Raw genomic sequence first — 26029 nt, forward strand, 5'->3', positions numbered from 1 at the left:
TCAATCTTGTTTAATGCCTCAGTCGTCTAGTGTTTTCCCCATCTTTTTTTCTGCTTTGAACTTTGTTGATTTAGGTAAAGGTGATTTTGCTCATCACTTTGAGCTATAACCACTTATGTCGCTTAAAGCTTAGTTTTCCGACTTCTATTCCTTGGATTTTTGGCCATTGGCTGCTAGGTTAAGCCTTCGGTATCCATGGAGAATTACAATGAAAAAAGTCACCTTAGTTGCCAGTCTGCTGCTTGCTGGTTTATGTTCGAGTGTTACCTATGCCGATGAAAGCTTAGATAAAGTCTTAAAAAGCGATTTTCGTCAGGCTAAAAATGCCAGTCGTGACGTTTATCGTCATCCCGCTGAAACCTTAACTTTTTTTGGCATTACCCCAAAACAGACTGTGATTGAACTCTGGCCGGGTAATGGCTGGTACAGTGAAATATTAGGGCCTTATCTTGCTAAAGAGGGCCAATATATCGCAGCCAGTTTCGAAACGGCTCCTGCGACAGATACTCCCGGAAATCGTTATCGCGCGAACGCTGGCACTAAGTATGCTGCGTGGATGACGGCCAATAAAGACGTCATGGGCAATGCTAAGATTGTAACCTTCGATCCTCCACATAAGATGGATTTAGGCGCTGACGGTAGTGCTGATCTGGTATTAACCTTCCGAAATCTACATAACTGGGCATCAACAGATCAGTTGGAAAACGTGTTTGTCGCGTCTTATAAAGTGTTGAAGGACGGCGGTATCTTTGGCGTGGTAGAGCATAGAGCTAACGTAGGAATGAACTTCAGCACTGGCTATATGGATCAAGCTGCTATGGTTGCTTTAGCCAAAAAAGCAGGTTTTACCTTAGTTGAAAGTGCAGAAATCAATGCGAACCCCAAAGATACTAAGGATTATGCCAAAGGTGTTTGGACGCTACCGCCCTCTTTTGCCTTGGGTGATACCGATAAAGAAAAATACCAAGCGATCGGTGAAAGTGACCGTATGACACTTAAATTTGTCAAAAAATCATCTTAATTACCTGACATCAGAGGCATTATGTGGCAATCTTTCGCCCCCAAAAATCAAATCGAATTTGTATTACCTCATATTACGGTCGCGGGCCGATTATGGGGGTCGAAGGATAAACCTTTATTGCTTGCCTTACATGGTTGGTTAGATAACGCCAACAGTTTTGAACCCTTAGCAGCGCATTTACTCGATTATCAAGTGCTCGCCATTGATTGGCCGGGACACGGCTTTTCTGCACATAGGCCGGGACACTATCCACTGCATTGGATTGATTATTTGTATGATTTAGACGCGTTGTTAACGGCATTACCGCAAAAGCCAGCCGCAATGATTGGGCATTCGCTCGGCGGTATTATTGCCTCAGCTTATACGGCGACGTTTCCCGAAAAGGTTAACAAGCTGGTATTGATTGAAGCGTTAAGCCCCTTGTCTGAGTTGCCAACGCAAGCTAAGGCGCGATTGAAAAAAAGCTTCTATCAGCATGAGAAGTATTTAACTCAGAAGCATGGGCAGGCAAAGATTTACGACAGTATAGATACTGCGGTGCGGGCGAGGGCACATTTAACAGGACTTGCCGAACCTTGGTGTAGTTTGTTGCTCGATCGTAATATGCAGCCCGAAGGTGATGGCATAGGTTGGCGTAGTGATCCTCGATTAAGATTAGATTCACCCCAACGATTAACCTTCGCCCAAGTTGATGCCTTGATGCAGGACATCAATGTTGAAACCTTATTAATTTGTGGCAAACAGGGATTTAGCCAGTTGCAGAGCGCGATACCTAAGGCCAGAACGTGGTTCAAGCATTTGTCTGAACACATAATTGAGGGCGATCATCATGTGCATATGGACAATGCCGAAGGCGTTGCACGTTTGATCCGCAAATTCGTTTAATAGGTTGCTTATATGGGTATAAAAAAGACGCTAGGTTTTTTGTTTTTTTTATGTGATGATGATCAAAATTAAAACGCTCGTATGATTTATGACGAGTAAATCAATAACTATAAAATGTAAGCCGGTATTTTAACTCGGTATTTATCGAGTCTTGACGCTTGTATGGATATTGTTTCCGCAGTTGTGGGGATTTAGGAGAGAGTAGTGGATCAGCCTTGGATTAATCATTTGCCAGAAGATGTGCCTGCTGAAATTAATGTGGAACAATACTCATCGCTTGTCGATATGTTCGAGACAGCGGTGGCTAAGTATGAAGATCAACCTGCATTTATCAACATGGGTGCCACGCTAACCTATCGTAAATTGGAAGAACGCAGCCGAGCATTCGCTGCGTATTTACAAAATGAATTAAAGCTTGAAAAGGGCGACCGTGTCGCCTTGATGATGCCAAACCTGTTGCAGTATCCCATTGCACTGTTTGGTGTTTTGCGTGCAGGTATGGTGGTTGTTAACGTTAACCCACTTTATACACCGCGCGAGCTTAAACATCAGTTGATTGACTCTGGCGCCAAAGCCATTGTGGTGGTGTCAAACTTCGCCCGCACTTTAGAAGAAGTGGTCGAGCAAACTCCTGTTGAAAGCGTGATTATCACCAGTTTAGGTGATCAATTAAGTGCACCAAAACGTACCTTAGTGAACTTTGTGGTGAAGTACATCAAGAAGTTAGTGCCAAAATACGATTTACCCCATGCCTTATCAATGCGCGATACCTTATCAACGGGTCGTCGCATGCAATACATCAAACCAGAAGTCACTAACGATGATTTAGCGTTTTTACAATACACAGGAGGCACCACTGGGGTCTCTAAAGGCGCTATGTTGACCCATGGCAATATTGTCGCAAACGTGTTGCAGGCCGATGGTGCATATTCTCCCGCTTTAAACGATGGCAGTGAGTTTGTCGTAACGGCCTTGCCGCTGTATCACATCTTCGCCTTGACCGTGAATTGCCTGCTGTTTTTGCACAAAGGTAGTCAGAATTTACTCATCACCAATCCTCGCGATATCCCAGGATTTGTGGCTGAGTTGAAAAAGTATCCTTTTACCGCATTAACTGGGGTGAATACCTTATTTAACGCTTTAGTGAACAGTGATGATTTTTCCCAGTTGGATTTCTCACGCTTAAAACTCTCTATCGGTGGCGGCATGGCGGTACAGAAAGCCGTGGCGGATAAATGGCAAACCATTACTAAAACCCGTTTACTTGAAGGTTATGGTCTGACGGAAGCCTCACCCTTATTAACCTGTTGTCCATATAACTTAGACGGTTATAACGGTTCAATTGGTTTTCCTGCACCTTCGACACTGATCCAAATCCGTAATGATGACGGCAAGGTATTAGCTCAAGGCGAAACCGGCGAGCTGTTTGGTAAAGGTCCTCAGGTGATGAAAGGCTATTGGCAACGTCCTGAAGAAACCGCCAAAGTAATCGACACTGACGGCTGGTTAGCCACGGGTGATATTGGTTACATGGATGAGAAAGGTTTCTTCTATATTGTCGACCGTAAGAAAGACATGATCTTAGTCTCAGGATTTAATGTATTCCCTAACGAAGTCGAAGAAGTGGTCGCACTTCATCCCAAAGTGATTGAAGTGGCTGCCGTTGGTGTGCCAAACGACGCCAGTGGCGAGTTAGTGAAGGTATTTGTGGTGGCAAAAGATAAATCTTTAACCGCTGAAGACATCATTAAGCACTGCCGTATTCATTTAACGGGATATAAAGTGCCGAAGCTGGTAGAATTTAGGGACGAGTTACCTAAAACCAACGTGGGTAAAATCTTGCGACGAGAGCTTAGAGACGAAGCTAAGCGCGCGTAAGATTGAAGCCGGCATTTGCCGGCTTTTGTTTTTATGGACTGTGATTGACCCACAGGATCTGGAGAAGAATTTGTCAGCGTTTCAATATGTGAGTGATGAAGTAAGCCTTAATGCCCTCGTTGCCCAATATAAACAGAGTAAGATACTCGTGTTAGATACCGAGTTTGTTCGTACTCGTACTTATTATGCCAAGTTAGGTTTGATCCAAGCCTATGATGGTAAAACCTTAGCTTTGATTGATCCGGTGGCTTTACCTGATTTAGCCCAGTTTTGGGCGCTGTTATCGGACCCGAATATCGTTAAGCTAGTGCATTCCTGCAGTGAAGACTTAGAAGTTTTTGCCCACTATGGTAAATGTCAGCCTACGCCTTTGTTTGATAGCCAAATTGCCGCCTCTTTGTGTGGTATGGGCCACGGTGTGGGTTATGCAAAGTTAGTTGAAACTTGCCTTGGTGAAGTGATCGATAAAGGTGAGTCGCGTACAGATTGGATCCGTCGTCCTTTAACAGAAGCCCAGTTAAGCTACGCCGCCAATGACGTCCTGTATTTGTATCAGCTCTATCCTCAACTGGAAGCGAAACTCAGCGCACAAGGGCGTTTAGCTTGGTTATACGAGGAAGGGGAAAGGATGACTCAGGGCAGGCTTGCCGATCCTGATCTCGATACAGCGTATTTGAAAGTGAAAAATGCTTTTCAACTCACTGAAATTCAATTGGCTTACCTTAAAGTGCTCGCCAAATGGCGCCTTGAAAAAGCTTTAGTCCGTGATTTAGCCTTAGGTTTTGTGATCAAAGATCATGGTCTTATTGCATTAGCGAAGAAGCAACCTAAAACTTCGGCTGATTTGTTTAAGCTCAATGACTTGACCGAACAGGAAAAACGCATCCACGGCAAAGATTTATTACGTGTGCTACAAACTGCGGATTTGGTTAATTTACCCGAGTTAGTGGATGTATTGGCGTTAAAATCAGGCTACAAATCGGCCTTTAAAGCGATTAAAAGTTGTTTGGTCGAATTATGCGAAAAGCATGATGTGCCGCAGGAAATGCTCGGTTCTAAACGTCATATCCATGAGTTTTTGCAATGGCGTTGGGATAAGCAACAAGGGGATTTACCGGCAGTGTTATGTGGTTGGCGAGGGGAATTGGCAACTGAGGCTTTAGCAAAGCTTGAGGTCTAGTGCTTAATATTTCGTACTTGAATCCATCGCGGAAAAACATCCACATCAAAATGTCATCTTCAATTGAAGATGACATTTTTTGTGTCATCGACTTATCTGTCAGGCAAAGTGACGTTAAGCTCGAGTACCGACAGGTTGGCGTCGTTTTGATCTAACTGCACAGAAACTTGATCATCAGAAATCGGCACATATTTGCGAATAACGGCAATGATCTCTTGTTTCATCTGTGGGAAATAATCGGGAGTGTCCCTTTGTCCACGTTGATGAGCCACGATGATCTGTAGGCGCTCTTTTGCCATTACCGCAGTGCTAGGCTTTTTCTTGCTTTTGAAATAGTCGAGTAAAGACATAATTAGCTACCAAATATCCGTTGTAAGAAACCTTTCTTTTCTTCCGTAATAAAGCGTACTGGTACATCTTCACCCAGTAAGCGTGCGACTGTATCACTGTAGGCTAAACCTGCATCACTCTCTTGGTCGATAATCACTGGTACGCCTGAGTTAGAGGCTTTCAGTACAGATTGTGACTCAGGAATAACGCCGAGTAACTCAATGGCCAGAATTTCTTGAACATCGTCGACACTTAACATTTCGCCCGATTTTACACGGCTCGGTGAATAACGAGTCAGCAGTAAGTATTCTTTGATTGGCTCAAGGTTTAGCTCGGCGCGGCGTGATTTGCTTTGCAACATGCCTAAAATACGGTCTGAATCGCGCACTGAACTGACTTCTGGGTTCGTGGTCACAATGGCGATATCGGCAAAATACAATGCCATCATAGCGCCTTGCTCAATCCCTGCGGGAGAGTCACACAGAATAAACTCAAAGTCTTTGGCCAAATCGTCTAGAACACGGCCGACGCCTTCTTTGGTCAGTGCATCTTTATCACGGGTCTGTGAAGCGGGTAAAACGAATAACTTATCGCAGCGTTTATCTTTGATCAGCGCTTGATTTAAATTGGCTTCACCATTGATCACATTAACGAAGTCATAAACAACACGACGCTCGCAACCCATGATCAAGTCTAAGTTTCGTAAACCTATATCGAAATCAATAACGACTGTCTTGTGTCCTTGCATGGCAAGACCGGTCGCAATTGCAGCACTCGATGTGGTTTTACCTACGCCGCCTTTACCTGAAGTGACAACAATAATTTGTGCCATGTTTCTCTCTATCCTTTGTTCTGCCATTTAGAGGGGCAATGATTCAACCATAAGCGACTCACCGTTTAGGCGAATGCAGCCGCTTTTATCTGAGCTATGTTGTTGTAGATTTTCAGCGAGCCAATATTGCCCTGCTATTGAAACGAGTTCGGCCTCCAGAGAGTGGGCAATGATAACGGCGCTAGTATCGCCCGCGGCGCCTGCCATGGCTTTCCCTCGTAATGCGCCATAGATATGAATGCTACCATCTGCGATGACTTCTGCGCCATTGCCTACCGCACCAAATATGATTAAATCACCATTTTTTGCGTAGACTTGTTGGCCTGAACGAATATTTTGCTTCACTATCTTAGTTTGGCGCGGGGCTGGTGGCGGGGTACTGCTCTGTTTTCCCGCTTTGACTATGGCAAGGCCTAAGTCTTTTGCCTGTTTACTGAGTACGGTTGTCGCGCCCGTTATGCCAACAATCACTAATTGACGTGAGATCAGCAGATCCTTTAACGCACTTAAATTCAAGCTGTCGTGCTGAATGGCACTCAGATTGACGACTAAAGGAGCACCCAAAAAAAACTGAGGAGCCTGTGCCAATTTATGGTCTAATTCAGTCATGACAGCTTGTAAATCGCTGCTATTAATATGAAGCACTGAAAGAGTAAAAGAAGCGCCTTTTAACTCTAAGCTAGGTTTTGACATCCCGGCACTATTCTCCAGAAATCATCAGTCGGTTCGCTGATTTTACAATTAAATTACTAGGCGACCATGTTATAGTGTGCCCCATTGACTGGCAAGTTTGAACTATTGGATATTTGATTCTTATGCTATGTGCCGTTTATAAAAGTAGCCGAAAGGCTGATACTTATTTATTTGTGAAGAAAAGAGATTGTTTTGACGATGTTCCAGTGCCTTTGATGGAAATGTTTGGCGTGCCAAAGTTGGTGATGGTGTTTCCAATCGCTAAGCGCGACGCGTTAGGAATGGCAGATATACATAAAGTCAGAGCAGCAATGGCAGAAAATGGCTTTTATTTACAAATTCCACCACCTCAGGTGAATTTATTGGCTGAGCATAAGCTGAGCCTTGGGATCAAAGATTAACCAGGTAGCATCAAGACGCTGCTAATGAGCTCTGGCGCGTCAAACCACACTCGTTAATCTCAGTGGCATTGCGTATCTGACGACAAATTAGTGTAAAATAGCCCGCATTGAGCGGGTTTTTTATTAAGAAGATACAGTTAATCATGGCATTTTGGCAGAGTAAAACATTAGCGCAGATGAGCACAACCGAGTGGGAATCCCTGTGTGACGGTTGTGGTAAATGTTGTTTAAACAAGTTGATAGATGATGAAACCGAAGACTTGTATTACACTAATGCAGCTTGCCTTTTGCTCGATCATCAAACGGCAGGCTGTCTGCATTACAGTGACCGTTTCACCTATGTCCCCCAATGTACAGTGATCACGATTGATAATATCCATGAGCTAACTTGGTTGCCCGACAGTTGTGCCTATCGCCGTCTAGCGGCAGGGCGTGAGCTACCGAGCTGGCATCCGCTGCTCACAGGCTCCAAAGAAGCGATGCATTTAGCGGGTATGTCGATCCAAGGCAAGGTGGTGGATGAAAGACGCGTGAAGGATATTGAAGATCATATCGTGCTATGGCCACTTAAAAACGTGGATTAACAGACGTGAATTCATTTTGCCGTAGCGTTATCGATTGAAAATTAACTTATTAATTGAAACGACACTTGTTGATTGGAAAGTGATCGTCAGAATGAAAACAACAAGGGAGCGATTATCGCTCCCTTGTGCATTTTGGGGGTTAAGTGAATTTAAATTCCATCAAATAATGCTCGACTAGATTTTTAATCCCACCATCAACTGATCAAGTTGACCAGCTGTTGCTTGCAGCTCATCACAACCTGAAACCGACTGGTTGGCCGATTGCTCCACATCGTGTGATTGGTTGCGAATTTCCATTAAGTTAGTTGCAATCTCGTTGGCCACTGCCGACTGCTCTTCGGCCGAGGTCGCAATTAGCACACTCATTTCAAACACTTTGTTGCTGTGGTGGGCGATAAACTCTAAGTCTTTACCCGTTTGCAGTACGTGTTGTTTACCTTCATTGGCTTGATTCACAGTACGCGACATCACTTGTGTCAGATTGCGAGTACCCGATTGAAGTGATTCGATCATGGTTTTGATTTCAACCGTTGCGGCCTGAGTTCTCCCCGCTAAAGTACGTACTTCATCGGCCACCACGGCAAAGCCACGACCTTGTTCACCGGCGCGTGCCGCTTCAATCGCCGCGTTGAGGGCCAGTAGGTTGGTTTGCTGGGAAATCGCATTAATGGTTGACACCACTTCATCAATTTTACTGGCGTTGTCATTGAGTACACCCACCGCATTTGAGGCCGCGGAGATCTCATCCGATAACACGTCAATAGCTTTGACTGTGGTTTCAATATCTTTCCCGCCCGCGCTAACCTGTTGATTGGCTTCTTGGGTTTCGGCTGAGGATTGTTCGGCATTGCGGGCAACTTCTTTCACTGCGGCAGTCATTTCTTCCATTGCCGTCGCTAAGGAGTCCAGATGTTGTCTCTGGTTTACCGCCAAGGATTGACCTTGCTGCGCTGTGCTACGAAACGATGATACAACTTCGCGTATTTTAGCGGTCGATTCTGCGATTTGCTTGACTAAGGTATGTTGACGTTCTACCAAGGTATCTATGCTGATGGCTAAGATACTGAACTCGTCTTTTACTTCGAAGAAGTTTAAACGCCCCGTTAAATCACCCGATGCGGCCCGTTTTAATGCCATCACTGTCGTATAAAGTGCGCCGCCTACGAAGGTTGAAATGTAATAGCTGAACAAAAATAGCACAAACAAGAGTGCCGCCATTAGGCCATAAACCAGCAGGTTATCGTTGGCGAGCAAGGCATCAATTTCTTTGCTGTCTAGGGGAATAATCGTGATCAGATTTTGATCGTTAACCCGACTCACAGCTCTAGGTTGCTTACCGCTATCATCAATACCACCGCCACTGCGAGCGATGGATTGCGCTTTGCTATCGGCTTCATTTACCGAAACAATGCTGACATTACCTTCAATTTCGCGACTAAGTTGATTAAGGATAGTTTGGCGTTCTTGCTCTGGTAGTTTGTTATATAAGCTGCCAGTGACTTGGTTAATTTGTTGTGAAGCATTTTGCAGACTGTTGAGCTGTCCTTGAATTAAGGTTTGCTGGGATTGGTTATCTAGGAAAAGCGCCAGTCCAACAATCATCAACATAGGAACGATAGAGAGAATAGCGAATTTAGTTTTTAAGGTCATATGGATAAGATATTGATCTATCCAGCGAAATTTTACTTCTTTCATGAGTGCCTCGATAAAATGGGCCATAAACCGAATTTATATCGGTCAGTTTGCCATAGACTTTATAGTTTTCTGTTTTGTAACGATTTATATGGTTAATGTAGTCTAATTGCAGTCATTATTGTGTTGTTTGCTGCAATTTTGGCAAGGTACAGGTGTGAGTTTACAGTTTAGTTACAAATGCTGCTAGTGGCTGAAAGCGGAAGTTGTTTACGTCAGAATCGAGGTTTGGGTTTCCCCTTGAGTAAAACTCAGGCTCCAAACTGGGGTAACACATGAATTTGCATGATAAAAACCCCCAATAAGCCCTAGTAATATGCCGCTCGCTCGCGTAAAATTTCTATCCTTTTATTTCGTTATAGCTAGCAAAGCGTCTGGCATTAACGCCCGATAACCTGAGCACCCAAATAGCCTGAAAGTTTGGCGCCCATAGCACTTGTTTATCAAGCGCGACTATGCAGTGGAAGAGAAAATGCAGCAGTTAACTGAGATCGTAGAACAAGCCTTAGTCATTATTGACCAGGCCAGTGATCTAAAAGCACTGGATGATATCCGTGTCGATTACCTTGGTAAGAAAGGTAAGATCACCGACATGATGAAAATGATGGGTAGCTTAAGCCCTGAAGAAAAGCCAGCCTTTGGCCAAGCGGTCAATGATGCTAAACAGGCGATTCAACAAAAATTAACTGAGCGTATCGATGGTCTGAAAAGTTCGGAATTGGAAGCCAAATTAATCGCCGAAAAGATTGATGTGACTTTGCCAGGCCGCACCCAAGAGATCGGTGGCTTACATCCTGTGACTCGAACCATTGAGCGCATCGAAACCTTTTTCGGGGAATTAGGGTTCTCGGTAAAGCAGGGGCCTGAAATTGAAGATGATTTCCACAATTTCGACGCACTGAATATCTCTGAGCACCATCCTGCGCGTGCTGATCATGATACCTTTTATTTCAATCCTAAACTGATGCTGCGTACCCAAACTTCGGGCGTGCAAATCCGTACTATGGAAACTGAAAAGCCACCATTACGCATTATTTCTCCTGGTCGTGTTTATCGTAACGATTACGACCAAACTCACACGCCTATGTTCCACCAAGTGGAAGGGTTGTTGGTTGATGAGCATGTTAACTTTGCTGAATTGAAAGGCATTTTGCATGACTTCCTGCGTAATTTCTTCGAAGAAGATCTGCAAGTGCGTTTCCGTCCATCTTACTTCCCATTCACTGAACCTTCAGCGGAAGTGGACGTGATGGGCAAAAATGGTAAATGGCTAGAAGTGCTTGGCTGCGGTATGGTACATCCGAATGTGCTGCACAGCGTTGGCATAGATCCAGAAAAATACTCTGGTTTTGCTTTTGGTATGGGTGTCGAGCGCTTAACTATGTTGCGTTACGGCGTAAACGATTTACGTGCGTTTTTCGAAAACGACCTACGTTTCCTGAAGCAATTTAAATAACGGAGCTGTAATAGCATGAAATTTAGCGAATCTTGGCTTCGTGAATGGGTAAACCCTTCAGTCAGCCGTGAAGCATTATCCCACCAGATCACTATGGCCGGTCTCGAAGTCGATGACGTTGAAGCCGTAGCTGCCGATTTTAGCGGTGTAGTGATTGGTGAAGTGGTTGAGTGTGGTCAGCATCCCGATGCCGATAAACTGCGCGTGACCAAAATCAACGTTGGTGGTAGTGAACTTATCGATATCGTCTGCGGTGCACCAAACTGCCGTCAGGGTCTTAAAGTGGCCGTGGCTATGGTTGGCGCCGTATTACCTGGCGATTTCAAAATCAAGAAAGCCAAGCTGCGTGGCATGCCATCAGAAGGCATGTTGTGCTCGTACAGCGAGCTTGGCATTAACGTCGAAAGCGATGGCATTATCGAATTGCCATTGGACGCGCCATTAGGCACTGACATCCGCGACTATCTGCAACTTAATGATGCCGTTATCGATGTGGATTTAACGGCTAACCGTGCCGATTGCTTAGGTATGGCAGGTCTTGCCCGTGAAGTGGGCGTGTTAAACCGCCAAACAGTGGTTGAGCCACAGTGGCAAGCCGTTACGCCAACGACAGATGCACAGGTCACGATTAACGTTAACGCGCCTGCAGCGTGTCCACGTTACTTAGGCCGTGTGGTTAAAAACGTTAATGTGAAAGCGCCTACGCCATTATGGATGCAGGAAAAACTGCGCCGTAGCGGTATTCGCTCTATCGATCCTATCGTAGACATCACTAACTTTGTGTTGATTGAATTCGGTCAACCTATGCACGCTTTCGATCTTGCCAAATTAACAGGCGATATCCAAGTGCGTTTAGGCACTGGCGAAGAGAAAATCACCCTGCTTGATGGCAGCGAAGTGACCATCCCAAGCGATACCTTAGTGATCGCCGATGATGTGCGTCCATTAGCCCTTGCTGGTGTGTTTGGCGGCGAATATTCAGGCGTGAGCGACACGACCCAAGACATACTGCTTGAATGTGCCTTCTTCGCGCCGCTCGCCATTATGGGTAAGTCACGTCGTTTAGGTTTGCACACAGATTCATCACACCGCTTTGAGCGTGGTGTTGACCCTGAGATGCAACACAAGGTTATCGACCGTGCGACCCGTTTAGTACTGGATATCTGTGGCGGTGAAGCTGGCCCTGTAGTTGAGGCTAAATCAGAGGCTGATTTACCCAAACCTGCACAAATCGTTTTACGTCGTAGCAAGTTAGATCGAATTTTAGGTCACCATGTACCTGATAGCGATGTCGTTGAAATCCTACAACGTTTAGGTTTTAGCGTCGTTGTTAGCCAAGATAGTTGGCAGGTCACTACCGCGACTTATCGTTTCGATATGGCGATTGAAGAAGATTTGATCGAAGAAGTGGCCCGTATTTACGGTTATAACAATATCCCGAATACGGCGCCTGTTGCCGCGCTGCGTATGTCAGATCATAAAGAATCTGACTTAAGCCTAAAACGCGTGCGTGCCTTATTGGTCGCTCGTGGTTTCCAAGAAGCGGTAACCTACAGCTTTGTCGATCCAAAACTGCAAAATCTGGTTCATCCTGGTTTAGACGCTATGGTGTTACCAAACCCAATTTCCAGTGAAATGTCGGCCATGCGCCTGTCAATGTTCACCGGTTTATTGGCCGCCGTTGGCTACAACCAAAGTCGTCAACAGAGTCGCGTGAGACTTTTTGAAACTGGCCTGCGCTTTGTTCCTGATATCAATGCAGAATCCGGTGTAAGACAGCAAGCAATGCTCGCTTGTGTCATTACTGGGCTCCAAAATGATGAACATTGGGCTATGGAATCGAAAACTGTTGATTTTTTCGACCTTAAAGGTGATTTAGAAGCAATTATCGGCTTGACAGTTTCCGCATCAGAATTTAGCTTTAGAGGAGCGACGCATTCTGCTCTCCATCCGGGGCAATGTGCTGAAATATTGAGAAATGATCGAGTGATCGGTCATATAGGTGCAATCCATCCTAGTTTGGAGAAGCCTTTTGGACTCAATGGTAAAACCATCGTTTTTGAGTTGGAATTGGATGCTTTATTGCATACCAGTTTGCCGCTAGCCCAAGCTGTATCTAAGTTTCCAGCTAATCGTCGTGACATCGCAGTCGTAGTAGATGAGAGTGTATCTGCAGGTGATGTAATGAAATTGATAAGAAAAGTTGGCGAAAATCAGTTGGTTGGCATAAACTTGTTCGATGTATACTTAGGTAAAGGTGTTGAACCTGGCAAGAAGAGCCTGGCGATAGCACTTACATTACAAGACACTACTCGTACGCTTGAGGAAAAAGAGATTGCTGAGACCGTTGGTTCAGTCGTTTCTGCCCTTAAGTCCGAGTTCAACGCATCGTTGAGGGATTAAAGTATGGCACTTACCAAAGCCGAAATGGCAGAACATCTTTTTGAAACACTCGGAATGAACAAACGTGTCGCCAAAGAGATGGTTGAGTCGTTCTTTGAAGAGATTCGGGGCGCACTTGAAAGTGGTGAGCAGGTCAAGTTATCTGGCTTTGGCAACTTTGACCTTAGGGACAAGAATCAAAGACCGGGAAGGAACCCAAAAACAGGCGAAGATATCCCAATTTCTGCTCGTCGTGTCGTGACTTTCCGTCCCGGCCAAAAGCTGAAAACTCGTGTAGAAGCAGCAAACACGGGTAAGTAATTTCGTTTGTTTGATGGGAAAGCCACTCCTTAGAGAGTGGCTTTCCTGTTTATTCTTTCGTGCAATATCTCCATTGTTTTTATCCACTGTCTGAGGTGAATTCTTTGTCAAGACAGCCTAAACATTTCGACCGTCGTTTTAAACTCGCCTTATTACACCCTAGATACTGGGCCACTTGGTTAGTGATTGGTCTATTAGTGATTTTCGGACTCATGCCCGCATGGCTGCGTGATCCTATTGCAAGATTATTGGCAAAAATAGTGATGCCAATTGCCAAAAAGCCCATTAGCGTTGCCAGAGCCAACTTAAGGGCGTGCTTTCCTGAGCAATCCACCGCCGAGATTGAAGTGTTAATCCGTGAGAACGTGCAAAACTTCGTTTTGGTGTTGTTAGCACAGGGCGAATTGCTGGTGCGCTCAAAAGCGCATTTACGTCGTCGAGTCAATTTAATCGGCTTTGAGCATGTGACTAAAGCGCAGGCTGCTGGGCAACCGATCATTTTTATCATGCCCCATGTGTGGCCAATCGATTATGCTGGTTTACGCCTTAACCTTGAGTTGCCTATGGTGACTATGGCCAAAGCCCATAAAAACGGCTTATTCAATTGGTTTAGTAATCGTGTACGCAGCAGTTGTGGTGGCCATGTGTATATGCGCGAGGCGGGCATTCGGGCGTTATTGGCTGAGCTTAAGCGCGGTAACAGTTTCTTTTATCTTCCCGATGAAGACTTAGGTCCTGAACAAAGCGTGTTTGCGCCTTTTTTAGGCACAGTGAAGGCAACGCTACCTGTTGTTGGGCGTTTAGCGCAGGCGGGTAATGCCCAAGTGCTGCCAGTAAAGATTGGCTACAACCAAGCGACACGCCAATTTGATCTCACCGTGATGGCGGCCGTTGCGCCTGAAGAAATGGTGGGCAAAGAAAATGAGGCGTTGGCACTGAACAAAGTGGTCGAGCAAGTTATCTTAGCTTACCCAGAGCAGTATATGTGGTTCCTGCGCGTTCTCAAGACGCGCCCAGAGGGTGAAGTTTCTATCTACAGCTGAGATGTAGCGTGACTGAAATAGTGTGGTTTAAAATGGCTTTGAGCGCTGATTGCTCAAAGCCATTTTTTTGAGGAATATTCTTGCTGATAGGACTCTTTATTGATTGAGATCTTTATCGACTGTGCTGTTACCAATGCAGGATTTAATCTTCATCTTGTTCCATCTCAAGTTGCATCAGTAACATATCTTCGCCATCGAGTACGCGAGTACGAAAGCTTTGACATGCAGGGCAGACGACCGTGCGCTCACTCAGTACGGATTCAGTCTGGCAGTCTTGGCAAAGTATCACTAGCGGCTGAATTTGCATATTGAGTAGGGCTTCTTTGCAAATCCCATCGAGCTTAAACGTATCGAAGGCCGTTTGTAGCAGGCTAGGTTCAACCCCGCTCATGACTCCCAGTTTGATATCCACTCGGGTGATTTTATCGGCATGATTGGCCAGCGCGTGCTGTTCGCATTGCTCAATCAGGGCACTCACAATCGAATATTCGTGCATCAGCAAATCCTTGGCAGCAGTTCACCTTGGGGAAGATCGAGATAACGCTTAGTATTCCAAGGCGTTCTTAGCACGACTTTCCCCACTAAATCATCACTTACAGTGCCGATTATCGCTGCATGCTCACAGCGCCCAAAGCGTTGCATGATCTCGAGCGCGCCCAAGGCGATGTCGTTGGGGACGGCGAGGATGAAAGTGCCTTCGTTGGCAAGATCCATGGCTTCGAAACCATAGAGTTCGCACAGACCTTTGACTTCATCGCTGACGGGAATACTGGCTTCATTCACTGTGATACCAACATTGGAGGCGACAGCCCATTCGTTCAGCACCGCCGATAAGCCGCCGCGAGTCGCATCGCGCATCGCATGAATGGGAATATTGGCGGCGATCAATTGCTCGACTATCGGCCAGAGCGTCGCGCAGTCACTTTGTAATGCTGATTCGAGCGTGAGTCCTTCACGCGCCATTAAAATCGCTGCACCGTGGCAGCCAATATCACGGGAGACAATAATGGCATCGCCCACGGTGACATTCGCCGCGGAAATATTGGGACGCAAGATACGACCAATGCCTGAGGTATTAATAAATAAACCATCGGCGCACCCCTTGGGTACGACTTTAGTGTCGCCGCAGACAATCCGTGCACCACTGTGTTTTAATTCTTTCGCCATACTGCGGACAATCGTCGTTAAATCATTGATAGAAAAGCCTTCTTCTATGATCACACTGCAACTCAAATACTGAGGTTCTGCGCCCATCATAGCGAGATCGTTGACTGTGCCTGCGATGGCGAGCTTGCCGATATCACCGCCGGCAAAAAATAAAGGGGATACGGTGAAAGAGTCTGTGGTAAAGGCATTAGCACCGTGCAAATCGAGTTTAGCAGCGTCTTCTTCGCTGCGAAGGATTGGGTTATCAAACTCGGCAAAAAACAGATCACGGATCAGTTTATTCATTTCTTTGCCGCCACCGCCGTGGCTGAGTTGAATGGATTTATCTTTAAGCGTATCAGCCATGATGTGGTTCCTTGATATCGATGCCTTGATAGCGGTAATAGGCATTGCAAGCACCTTCGGAGCTGACCATGCAACTGCCTAAGGGCGTTTCGGGATTGCAGCCGCGGCCAAAAACTTTACAGTCCTTTGGTTTAGCAAGCCCACGAAGAATATCACCACACTGACAGGCTTTATGATCGTCAATTTCCTTCACGGGTAGGCGGTCTTTAAAGCGCAGTTCGGCGTCTCTGTGGGCATATTCGGGTTTAAGCTGCAGCGCTGAATTGGGGATTGGGCCTAGTCCACGCCAGCGAAATTGCGGTCTGACATTGAAGAATTGATTTACTTTGGCCTGCGCCGTGAGGTTGCCGTCCTCCGATACTGCGCGGCTGTATTGGATATCGAGCTCCGCTTTACCCGCGGCTTTTTGGCGCACAATCCGTAAAATCGACTCCATCACATCGACGGGCTCAAATCCTGCGACAACCACTGGCGTGCCATAGTTTTCGACTGTGCTGCGATAGATTTTTGCGCCACTGATCACGCTCACATGGGCTGGGCCGATAAAGGCGTTGACCCTCGCTTTTGGATCGTGCATCACGGCATCAATTGCGGGTGGCACTAATACATGATTGATATGAAATAGTAGATTTTCGAGTTTTTCTTGTTCGGCCAGTTGTAACAAAATTGCTGTCATTGGGGTTGAGGTTTCAAAGCCAATGGCGAAGAACACTACGGTTTTATCGGGATTGTCGCGGGCAATTTTGAGCGTATCTAAGGGATCGTAAATTGGGCGAATATCGCAGCCCTTGGCCCTAAAACTGGCTAAAGAGCCTTGAGAACCGGGCACGCGGATCATATCGCCCAGGGTCACAAGAATAACATTTTCTTGGGAGGCAAGCGCCGCGGCTTGGTCGATGCGCTCTTTAGGCATAATGCACACTGGGCAGCCAGGACCATGGATAAATTCAATATTATCCGGCAGTAAATCTAGCAAGCCGTATTTCATAATCGTATGAGTATGGCCACCACAGACTTCCATGATATTGATTTGTTGCTTAACCAATTTAGCGGTTAACTGAATATCCCGTGCTAAATTGGCAATCGTTTGGGGATCGCGAAAGCCTTGATAGAGGTGTCTTAGTTCAAGCATGCTTTTTCCTCGGTGCACTCGATAGGGGTGCGCCTTGCGACTTAATCCTGCACTGCTGATGGTCAGTGTATGGCTTCATTTTCAAGCTTAGTGACGATTTCTTCGTATAGATCAATGCTTTGCTGCGCATCTTCCTTATCAATTTTGTTCATCACAAAACCAATATGGATAAGTACATAGTCGCCAATTTCCAGTGGCTCATTCATTAAATGACTGCTGACATCGCGGCGCACACCTAAGGTGTCGACGGTGACGCTCTGGCGCTCAATATCGACCGCCACCACTTGGGAAGGTATGGACAAGCACATTATTGTGCACCTCGAATGTTGTCTTTAAGCCAAGCGGCTACAGCCTGCATGGAATCGCCATCTTTAATTGAGACTTCAATAATTTGAGTTGCTGGATTGAGTTTTTTAAGCTGCGCTCTGGCTTCGTCCATCTTGAAATCAAAATAGGGCAGTAGATCGCACTTTGTGATAAAAACTACATCGGCGCGGCGGAACATCACAGGATATTTCTCAATCTTATCATCGCCTTCTGGCACTGATAGCAGCACGATATTTTTGTGAGTGCCCACATCATAACTGGCTGGGCAGACGAGATTACCGACGTTTTCGACAAAGCAAATATCGAGTCCTTCAAGCGGCAGATGATGTAGGGCACCGTGCACCATAAAGGCGTCGAGGTGACAGGCGCTGCCCGTTTGAATTTGATAGGCCTTAATACCTTTAGCTATGAGGCGGTCAGCATCACGTGAGGTTTCTAAGTCGCCCTCGATCACCGCATAGTTGAGCTGCGTGTATTCTTTGAGATTTTCTAATAGGGTGGTTTTGCCACTGCCCGGGCTACTCATGATGTTGAAGGCAGTAATATTATGTGCCTCAAAGTGGGCGCGGTTATGTCCAGCTTCGACATCATTTTTATCTAAAATTTTGTGGATGACTGACAAGGTTTTTTTATCGTTTAACTGAGGATTTGTGTGTAACTCTTGATGGCTATGCTCATGAGTATGTGAATGGTCATGATTATGCTCATGGCTATGGGCATGCGCGCCTAGATGATCATGGTCGTGGCGGGTAAGGGAGCAGCCGCAGTCTTTACACATTTTACCTCTCCTTGTATCGGCAGAGTACGAGGACTTTGCCTGACAAATAATGATTGATGTACGAATCGTTAATTTGGTTACGCTAATGTTGAGTGTGATACAAATTGCGCTACGGATCTTTGATGTTCGTCAGGTTTATGGGGATAAAAATGGCGAGCGAACATCAGGGATTATCAAATAAGTACGGTTATTGACTCTGATGAATGCCATACCAAAGTTGGCCTAGGGCGATGCCGCCATCATTGATGGGTATCTGTTTACTGGATAACACTTTATTTCCTTGGGCGCTGAGCTTACTCAGGCAGTATTCCAATAGATATTTATTTTGAAATACGCCACCGCAGAGCACGGTTGGGAGGTGTTGATACTGGGCAGTATAATCACAGATAGCATCACCTAAGGTGTGTAAAAAGGCGCGGGCGATGGCATAGCATCTATTGTCTGTTAGCGGTTGTGCTGTAATCAATTCAACAATTTGCTTGAACATTTCACTGCTTCGCCACTGGTCGATGTCAAGAGGTAAGTTAAGCGAAATGACTTCAAGGGCTAATGCATCGGCGCGATTGGCCGCGGCTTCTATTGCCATGCCCGCTTGGCCTTCAAACAGTGTGGTTTCGATTAAGCCTAAGGCGCAGGCGAGGGCATCGAACAGTCGCCCGACAGAGGAGGTTTTTATCGCGCTGCCGTTCTGCCAGATCTTATGTAAGTTAGTCAGAGTGTTTGGGCGCATGTTGTTTAATATAGGTAATTGTAATGCGAGCACAGCATCGAGGCTCATTTGTTCGAACAATAATGCCAGTAACAACCTTACGGGTTGCTTAATGGCTTGCTCGCCGCCTAGCAGGGCTATGGGCTCAAAATGGGCCAGTCGCTGCGCTTTATCGAGCGTAGTTAATAGCACTTCACCGCCCCATAAACTGCCATCTTCCCCAAGCCCAGTACCGTCAAAACTAAAGCCCAATACGGGATCTCGATATTGATTTATCGCCATCACGCTGAGCACATGGGCATGGTGGTGTTGCACCGATAAACATTGTGCTTGGCTGGAATCGCTGAGTTGTACACTTGAGTTGGAGTGCATTTCAGCCCAGCGTGAAGGGGCATAATCTGGGTGTTTATCGCAAATAATAAGATTTGGCGTAAAGTGATACAACCGAGCAAAAGTGGCTAAGGTGCGCTCAAAATATTGCTCGGCGCTGACGCTGAACAGGTCGCCAATATGGGGACTTAAAAACACATTATTGCCAAAGCCTAAGGCGATGGCATTTTTTTGTTGTGCGCCCACGGCCAAAATCGATTGGGTCAGCGGTATCTCTAAGGGGAAACTTAACGGTGCATAGCCGCGGGCGAGGCGCAATACTTGCACCTCTGCGGAGGAATCCAGTTGCGGCTGGATCACTTGCACCACACTGTCATCACAGCCATTAATAATCGGCCGATTATGATCGACTATCGCATCCACCACATGGCTTAAGTGGCTAATAAGCTCGTCACAATCTGTGATGATAGGCTCGCCTGAAACATTGGCGCTGGTCGCAACTAATGGCCCTTTGAAGAGACTCAATAGCAAATGATGCAGCGGTGTGTAGGGCAGAAATACCCCGAGTTTATTCAGATTGGGGGCGACAGCTAAGCTGAGATCATGTTCGGCTCGGCTGCTCATCAGCACTATGGGCCTTTCCTGCGAACTCAGCACTCGCCACTCGGCATCCGGCCCTGTGACATAGTGCTGCGCCATGGTGATATCCGCCATCATCACCGCTAGCGGCTTGGCCTGGCGCTGTTTTCGCAGCCTGAGTGCGTTGACGGCATTGTCACTTCGGGCATCACAGATTAAGTGAAATCCACCCAATCCTTTAATTGCCAGAATCTGCCCTTGGCGTAATCTATCAGCCGCAGCTGTCAGTACCGCAAGGTCCGTACTCAATTCAGGTGCGCTGACATTTGAGGCACTGGGAAGGATGTATTCCCCTTGCGGTGTTTTTAAACTGAGTCTGGGGCCACAGGCGGGGCAACTTATGGGCTGGGCATGGTAGCGGCGGTCGAGTGGGTTTTGATATTCTTTGGCGCACTCGGGACACATGTCAAAATCGGCCATAGCGGTGTTGTGCCTATCATAGGGTAAAGCATTGATAATCGTGTATCGAGGGCCACAGTTAGTGCAGTTGGTAAAGGCATAGCCAAAGTGGCGGTCATCAGGATTATGCATGTCGTTCATGCAGTCTTGGCAGGTACTTTTATCTGCCGATACCGCCACCTGCGCACCTATCGGTGAACTTGGGTCATCGTCCTCATGGCTGTCGCTTTTTATAATCTCAAACGTGGTTTCGCTTAATAAAATCGGCAGTGGTATTTGGCTGATATTGTCGATACGGGCGAGTGGCGGTGGAGTGGTATTGAGTACAGTGATAAAGCGAGTGAGGTTTTCATCATTACCTTGCAGCTCAATGGTCACGCCCTTGGCATTGTTGAGCACAGTACCCGTCAGTTGAAACTCAAGGGCATAACGATAGACAAAGGGGCGAAATCCCACCCCTTGTACTATGCCAGTGACGTGCAACTGACAACGCTTTAACGTGGCTCCCTTGTGGACAAGGTATTCCAATGCCAGCCTTCGTTTTATCTGCAGGTCACTGTGCTTTTTGTGGCGACTATTATGCCTATGTGGCTTCATGCGTTGTGACTTAACTTTTGGCCTCCTAATCATGGGCATTTAGTTGTCGCTGCTTAACGTAAAGTGCACCAACGGCTAAGTTATCGCCGTCTAAATCTAGGCTGCGATTGATCACCAATGGAAAGTTTTTGCCTAAGCGCAAGCTGATGCGTTTGCACAGGGTTTCATTGATTAATTCATTGCCCGCTAAGGCTATATTGTGCACGCCGATATTTAAATCGATATGCTCGATCCAGTTAGATAAATAGTCCGCCAGCGAGTCTTGCATCGCAAAGGCAAGCTGACTCGGATCGTCATTACCCGCAATACGAAAACTTAACACTGTGCCTAAGGTTTTACACCAATTTAGGCTGCGGTGGGCTTCACCTTTGGTCAGCGGATAATCGATACGCGGTGCATTAGCACCGTGGTAGCGCATGGCGGCGGCCATGAGTGCATCGCTTAGCCTTGCTTGGCTTTGAGTCTCTTCTTGGGTATTGAGGCCAATTAATATGGCTGCAATCGCCCACAGGCTTTGTAAGTTGTCCCGTCTGCCGTGAAGCTTTAGGCTTAAAAGTTTTAGGTAATCTTCGGGAAACAGGCTCTTAAATTTTTGCGCTACGGCTTTTTGTGGACTGCTGTCCAGTTGATGGAAGATTTCGTAACCGTTATCGGGTAGCTCGGGCAGGGCGAAGAAAAGTTCAGTGTCGCCCTTATTATCGCAGGTGACAATTTGACTGGCGTGGGTATGGCTTAAGTAAATGACCGCAGCATTTTTTGTCTGTTTATGACTGGTAAACTTACCGTTGAGCAGCGCACTGAATAGCGCTGCGTCTGCAAGGGTGTGATTTTCTGTGTTGACTGTATTTTGATTATTATCGCTTAGCATACTGGTGCAATGAATATCACTGTCTTCACTTGACGGTACTTGAGTCAATACTGCCACACTCAGTTCGCCTTGGTGCGATCGTGAACGTTTCGCCGCTTGCCATTGGGCTTGATAGCCGTGAAAACTGACTTTTTCCCTTAAGGGTTCTGGAGCGATAAAGTGCTTGGTTTGAACCTGTGTTGGGCTTAAATTGTGACTGGCGATTTGTGCCCAAGCACCATCGACCCACGCTAGCTTCGGCCTATTATGCGGCCCTTTAATGTAAACCCAATCGACCCCTTTTTGTCGTAATACTTCCCCGAGCACTAAGATCACTCGGCTGTAGGCAAAGCAAATGTCGTACAGCGGCGCACCGAGTTTGTCGTGTTCTTGCGTGGGTCTCGCGCAGATAAGCGGCTTTTCAATACTCGAAAGCGCGAGCACCTGCGCATCGTTCAGACAAAAATGGGCGTTTAGCGTATTGGGATTACAAATTAACAGTTGTGGCCGCTCGTCTAAGGGCTGAGCAAACGGTGTCAGACTAAGTTGCAGATTATCGGCGGCCGCTAATGTCAGTGGGCCTTGTGTCAGCAGTCCCTGTGCCATGGCTTTAATATCTGACAAGGTTAACGCTTTTTGTGCGGACGTTAATTGTGTTTCGCCTTTGCAGCAAGGGCAAATTAAATCGAGTGTGCCAAACTTTGCCGACTGATTATCGCCAATCAACGGATAACAATGCTGGCAAAAAGGCACTATGGCAGAGCTTGATCCAGACTGTGGAAAGGGCAGTAAGGTTTTACTGCCTTGGGGCTCGTCGATGACTTTAATGCTAGAGTCAATCAACCAAGCGGAAATCAAAAAGTCCGCGGCAATGGCATCGGCCAATTGTTCTAGTTGGTTTTGCTCGCCCTGAGCTTCAATAAAATAGCTTTGAGGGCCAAAGTCATGTTGGCCAGCACTATATTGACCTGAGCTATGTTGACCATCACAGCCTATGCTGATATTTAGTTCATCGTAATTTAGATATTGATTACATAAATGCGCGTACAAAGGCACCTGACGTGAGCAGGTAAAATCAAATCTGATGTTTTTCATCTTCTATATACTTTCACCAGTAGTAACGCCACGTTTATAAGAGTCAGGGATCAGCGAGTCGATACTATGCTCGGCAACACGCGTCGCAGTGAACCCAAGGGAGGCTAAGTGGGATAACAAGCTTGATTCCATTAAAGGTACCGCGGCGGCGACTTTAGGGGTCAAGCCTAGCACCATAGGTTCGAGCACGGTTGGGGTGACGCCCAGCACAAAGGTCTTAGGTCTGTCGCCAACCATTTCCATCATATTGAGGGTTTGCAGCATTTCGACTTCATGGGCGCTGCCTTGCCAGTCGATTTCCTTCGGCGCTTTATCAAAATCGAAGAAATAGACTTCGCCCGCTTCTACGCCATTGGCATTAACTGTATCGACCACGATTAAATAATCGTATTGGCAAATAATAGGGATAAGTCCCTGAGCCAAGGTGCCGCCATCGAGCAGCTTTAGCTGGTGGGACTCATGGGTAAACTGATAATTATCAGCTATATAATTGACAAAATGTACGCCGATGCCTTCATCGGCGTACAGGACATTGCCAATACCGAGTAGCAATATCTTCATTGGACTCCTAGTGGTGTGAGTCTGGCTTTGGGTAGTCATAGCCAGAGACAATCGAGTCAACTGAGTTATGTTTGAAGCGTATCCCTGACCAAACCGCCATATAGACGTGGATAACCACAAAGATAACAAATGCCCAAGTGAGGTAGTGATGCCAAATCCTAACTTGTGCCAGCCCACCCATTTGTGCCGTGATCCAAGCGGCGCTGCCCCAAAGCATGCCACCTAAACCTTGGTGATACACATTGGCATACAACACCAGACCCGTTATACATATCACAAGAGCGACCAGTGAGATTGCTACATAAGTCACAAATTGCAGCGGTCCATAGACACCGGCTTTATGTAAGTGCCCCATCCATAAGTAAGATTTCAGCTGGGTGATCCAGCTTTTTACGCTCATGACATCGCGAAATGAGCGCCGCTCAATGTCGCTTCGGCTGAAAAAATACAGGTAGAAGCGCACTAAAGTGATTGCGGTTAGTACAAAACCGCAGATCAGATGAGCGAAGCGGATCCAGCCTTGTACGAGTACGTCCGTACTTTCAGGCGCCACCAGAAACGGCCAAGCAATATAGAATCCGGTGATCACTAGCACCAGAATTGACAGTGCCCTGAGCCAGTGAAAAATCCGTATTGCCGGACTAAAAATCAGTGTCCGAATGCGGGTTGCAGAATGGTTCATTTTGCGTTCCCTCCCTCGATTATTGACCATTGGGACTGACACGGAACTCGCTCAATGCTTGGCCTTTGAAATCCATTACGTGTACAGAACACGCCATGCAAGGGTCAAATGAGTGAATAATACGTATCACCTCAAGGGGCTTAGTAGGATCTTCCAGTTTCAAGCCAATTAAAGAGGCTTCATAGGGACCCATTTTACCGTTGGCATCCACAGGACCTGCGTTCCAGGTCGTTGGTACGACGGCTTGATAGTTCTCAATCACTCCATTTTTAATGCGGATCCAGTGGCTTAACATGCCGCGTGGCGCCTCGATCATGGCGTGACCTACATACTCTTTATTTGGATCAATATTGGGTTTTACATAGGTAGATTCATCTGACTGGATATTCGTCAGCAGCGCATCAAAGGTTTTTAAGCCTTCTTGGGCGACGATGACTGTCTGCAACATACGGGCTGCAGTGCGACCTAAAGTGGTAAATAGAGCCGCTACGGGTAGACCTGTGCGAGCGAGCAGGCCATTAACCGAATCCACGACCACCTTGTTACCGCGGGCATAACTCACCAATAGGCAGGCGAGTGGACCCACTTCGACAGGTTCACCTTGATAACGGGGAGATTTCACCCATGAGTATTTGCCATCACCATCCAGTGTTGGCAATTTGCCGTAGACAGTGTCACGTTCAACAAAACCAGTGTAATTAGGAATCGTTGTACCGTCATAGGGATGCTGCGGCGCATCGGCGCTATACCAAGCGTGGCTGACGTCTTCGGCAATCAGATCTGGATTCACATCACTGACGCCGGCAAGGTCGCCATTCATGATCACGCCTTGATTAAACATGTATTCGCCATTGGCTAACACAAAGTCATTGGTCGCCATGAAGTTTTTCACGTTTACGCCGCCCAACACGCTAGGTTCAGTACCAAAGGCTTCGGCCGCCATCACGATATCTGCTTGATAGGCACGCAGAATAAAGTCAGTTACTGTCGCATGTTTTTGCTTCCATTCCTGCAGGCGAGCAGGGCTGAGCATGTCGCGCACCGAAGTCACACCACCGACAACAACGGATTGTGGATGTGGTGATTTGCCACCAAAAATGGCTAGCATTTCTGCCGCAACACGTTGTACTTCAAGCGCTTTAAGGTAGTGAGATAGCGCGATAAGGTTTTGCTCTGGGGTAAATTTATAGGTGCCGTTGCCCCAATAAGCGTTGGCAAATGGACCTAATTTTCCCGTTTCGACAAAGCCTTTAACTCTTTCTTGTACCGCTTTTAAATCACCTTCACCCGCCGCTATGGGGTGGTCTGTGTATTTCAGGGCAACTTGTGCCGCTTTAGCAGGATCGGCGCTCAGTGCAGAAACCACATCAACCCAATCTAAGCCGTGTAGATGGTAAAAATGGACAATATGGTCGTGCATGTATAAAGAGGTTTGCATTAATGAACGTAAGTATCTTGCGTTCAATGGAATTTGAATTCCTAACGCATTTTCAACCGCTTCAGTACCGCAGCGGTAGTGGGAATAGGTACATACGCCACAGATACGTTGCACAATAAGGCCAACATCCATAGGCGTGCGGCCTTTGAGAATGACTTCAATACCGCGCCAAAGTGTGGAGGATGACCAAGCCTTGTTGATGACGTTATTTTCATCAACTTCGACTTCGATACGTAAGTGACCCTCGATACGTGTGATAGGGTCGATAACAACGCGCTTGCTCAT

At 46.5% G+C, this 26029-nt stretch carries 24 protein-coding genes; 10 read left to right on the plus strand and 14 right to left on the minus strand.

The features are described 5' to 3' along the window. Positions 1–208: 208 nt before the first annotated feature. The 4 genes from L5M71_RS03805 (at position 209) to rnd (ending at position 4964) form a co-directional block, all read left to right on the plus strand. Entirely contained in the window at positions 209–1021 is an 813-nt protein-coding gene (locus tag L5M71_RS03805) for a class I SAM-dependent methyltransferase (RefSeq protein WP_263205437.1), read from the plus strand. 21 nt (positions 1022–1042) lie between these two features. Next, positions 1043–1906: an alpha/beta fold hydrolase gene (locus L5M71_RS03810; protein WP_263205435.1), complete on the plus strand. Its 864-nt coding sequence runs from the start codon at positions 1043–1045 to the stop codon at positions 1904–1906. A 204-nt stretch (positions 1907–2110) separates the two neighbouring features. Next, the gene (fadD, locus tag L5M71_RS03815; protein WP_105252274.1) at positions 2111–3784 is read left to right on the plus strand and encodes a long-chain-fatty-acid--CoA ligase FadD; all 1674 of its coding nucleotides are present in this window, start codon (positions 2111–2113) and stop codon (positions 3782–3784) included. A gap of 70 nt (positions 3785–3854) precedes the next feature. After that, entirely contained in the window at positions 3855–4964 is a 1110-nt protein-coding gene (gene rnd / locus L5M71_RS03820) for a ribonuclease D (RefSeq protein ID WP_113939519.1), read from the plus strand. 92 nt (positions 4965–5056) lie between these two features. Here rnd and minE read toward each other — a convergent pair whose 3' ends face one another. Genes minE through minC form a run of 3 tightly spaced genes read right to left on the minus strand, consistent with a single transcriptional unit; the run spans position 5057 to position 6819 of the window. Next, positions 5057–5314 (minus strand): cell division topological specificity factor MinE, encoded by a 258-nt coding sequence (gene minE / locus L5M71_RS03825; protein ID WP_028760193.1) that lies wholly within the window; start codon positions 5312–5314, stop codon positions 5057–5059. A gap of 2 nt (positions 5315–5316) precedes the next feature. Then, on the minus strand, positions 5317–6126 hold the full coding sequence (gene minD / locus L5M71_RS03830; RefSeq protein WP_006086391.1) for a septum site-determining protein MinD: 810 nt from the start codon (positions 6124–6126) through the stop codon (positions 5317–5319). A 27-nt stretch (positions 6127–6153) separates the two neighbouring features. Continuing rightward, positions 6154–6819 (minus strand): septum site-determining protein MinC, encoded by a 666-nt coding sequence (gene minC, locus L5M71_RS03835; RefSeq protein WP_006086392.1) that lies wholly within the window; start codon positions 6817–6819, stop codon positions 6154–6156. Positions 6820–6941: 122 nt separating this feature from the next. Between minC and L5M71_RS03840 the strand changes: the two genes are divergently transcribed. Next, positions 6942–7220: a YcgL domain-containing protein gene (locus L5M71_RS03840; protein ID WP_028760191.1), complete on the plus strand. Its 279-nt coding sequence runs from the start codon at positions 6942–6944 to the stop codon at positions 7218–7220. A 143-nt stretch (positions 7221–7363) separates the two neighbouring features. Then, a complete protein-coding gene (locus L5M71_RS03845; RefSeq protein WP_263205432.1) occupies positions 7364–7804 on the plus strand; it encodes a YcgN family cysteine cluster protein in 441 nt (146 codons plus the stop codon). 174 nt (positions 7805–7978) lie between these two features. Here L5M71_RS03845 and L5M71_RS03850 read toward each other — a convergent pair whose 3' ends face one another. Beyond that, entirely contained in the window at positions 7979–9499 is a 1521-nt protein-coding gene (locus L5M71_RS03850) for a methyl-accepting chemotaxis protein (protein WP_105253108.1), read from the minus strand. Positions 9500–9968: 469 nt separating this feature from the next. On the opposite strand from L5M71_RS03850, the gene pheS reads away from it, so the two are divergent. The 4 genes from pheS to lpxM all read left to right on the plus strand — a co-directional run bounded on the left by pheS (position 9969) and on the right by lpxM (position 14698). After that, positions 9969–10952, plus strand: coding sequence for a phenylalanine--tRNA ligase subunit alpha (pheS, locus tag L5M71_RS03855; protein WP_263205429.1), 984 nt, complete (start codon positions 9969–9971; stop codon positions 10950–10952). A 15-nt stretch (positions 10953–10967) separates the two neighbouring features. Further along, positions 10968–13355, plus strand: coding sequence for a phenylalanine--tRNA ligase subunit beta (gene pheT / locus L5M71_RS03860; RefSeq protein WP_263205427.1), 2388 nt, complete (start codon positions 10968–10970; stop codon positions 13353–13355). Positions 13356–13358: 3 nt separating this feature from the next. After that, on the plus strand, positions 13359–13655 hold the full coding sequence (gene ihfA / locus L5M71_RS03865) for an integration host factor subunit alpha (protein ID WP_006081370.1): 297 nt from the start codon (positions 13359–13361) through the stop codon (positions 13653–13655). 104 nt (positions 13656–13759) lie between these two features. Further along, positions 13760–14698 carry a lauroyl-Kdo(2)-lipid IV(A) myristoyltransferase gene (gene lpxM / locus L5M71_RS03870; RefSeq protein WP_263205425.1) on the plus strand — a complete coding sequence of 313 codons (939 nt, stop codon included), beginning with the start codon at positions 13760–13762 and terminating at the stop codon, positions 14696–14698. Positions 14699–14840: 142 nt separating this feature from the next. On the opposite strand, the gene hypA is transcribed toward lpxM, so the two are convergent. The 10 genes from hypA to hyaB form a co-directional block, all read right to left on the minus strand. Continuing rightward, positions 14841–15194, minus strand: coding sequence for a hydrogenase maturation nickel metallochaperone HypA (hypA, locus tag L5M71_RS03875; protein WP_263205423.1), 354 nt, complete (start codon positions 15192–15194; stop codon positions 14841–14843). Beyond that, positions 15194–16210, minus strand: coding sequence for a hydrogenase expression/formation protein HypE (gene hypE / locus L5M71_RS03880; protein WP_263166443.1), 1017 nt, complete (start codon positions 16208–16210; stop codon positions 15194–15196). Before hypE ends, hypA begins: the two co-directional genes overlap by 1 nt. Beyond that, positions 16203–17342, minus strand: coding sequence for a hydrogenase formation protein HypD (hypD, locus tag L5M71_RS03885; RefSeq protein WP_263205421.1), 1140 nt, complete (start codon positions 17340–17342; stop codon positions 16203–16205). The genes hypE and hypD overlap by 8 nt, the downstream gene beginning before the upstream one ends. A 62-nt stretch (positions 17343–17404) precedes the next feature. Further along, complete coding sequence (locus L5M71_RS03890; protein WP_263205419.1) at positions 17405–17650, minus strand: HypC/HybG/HupF family hydrogenase formation chaperone; 246 nt, start codon at positions 17648–17650, stop codon at positions 17405–17407. Then, a complete protein-coding gene (gene hypB / locus L5M71_RS03895; protein ID WP_105252278.1) occupies positions 17650–18447 on the minus strand; it encodes a hydrogenase nickel incorporation protein HypB in 798 nt (265 codons plus the stop codon). The genes L5M71_RS03890 and hypB overlap by 1 nt, the downstream gene beginning before the upstream one ends. Before the next feature lie 187 nt (positions 18448–18634). Further along, complete coding sequence (hypF, locus tag L5M71_RS03900; RefSeq protein WP_411568977.1) at positions 18635–21154, minus strand: carbamoyltransferase HypF; 2520 nt, start codon at positions 21152–21154, stop codon at positions 18635–18637. Next, positions 21147–23063: a NiFe hydrogenase gene (locus L5M71_RS03905; protein ID WP_263205415.1), complete on the minus strand. Its 1917-nt coding sequence runs from the start codon at positions 23061–23063 to the stop codon at positions 21147–21149. The genes hypF and L5M71_RS03905 overlap by 8 nt, the downstream gene beginning before the upstream one ends. Positions 23064–23066: 3 nt before the next feature. Beyond that, positions 23067–23624, minus strand: a complete 558-nt coding sequence (locus L5M71_RS03910) for a HyaD/HybD family hydrogenase maturation endopeptidase (RefSeq protein WP_028760179.1) — start codon at positions 23622–23624, stop codon at positions 23067–23069. 7 nt (positions 23625–23631) lie between these two features. Further along, on the minus strand, positions 23632–24306 hold the full coding sequence (cybH, locus tag L5M71_RS03915; RefSeq protein WP_028760178.1) for a Ni/Fe-hydrogenase, b-type cytochrome subunit: 675 nt from the start codon (positions 24304–24306) through the stop codon (positions 23632–23634). Positions 24307–24325: 19 nt separating this feature from the next. Beyond that, positions 24326–26029 carry a nickel-dependent hydrogenase large subunit gene (gene hyaB, locus L5M71_RS03920; RefSeq protein WP_263205413.1) on the minus strand — a complete coding sequence of 568 codons (1704 nt, stop codon included), beginning with the start codon at positions 26027–26029 and terminating at the stop codon, positions 24326–24328.

This window comes from Shewanella sp. SW1 (assembly GCF_025653545.1).
Classification (GTDB): Bacteria; Pseudomonadota; Gammaproteobacteria; order Enterobacterales; family Shewanellaceae; genus Shewanella; species Shewanella oncorhynchi.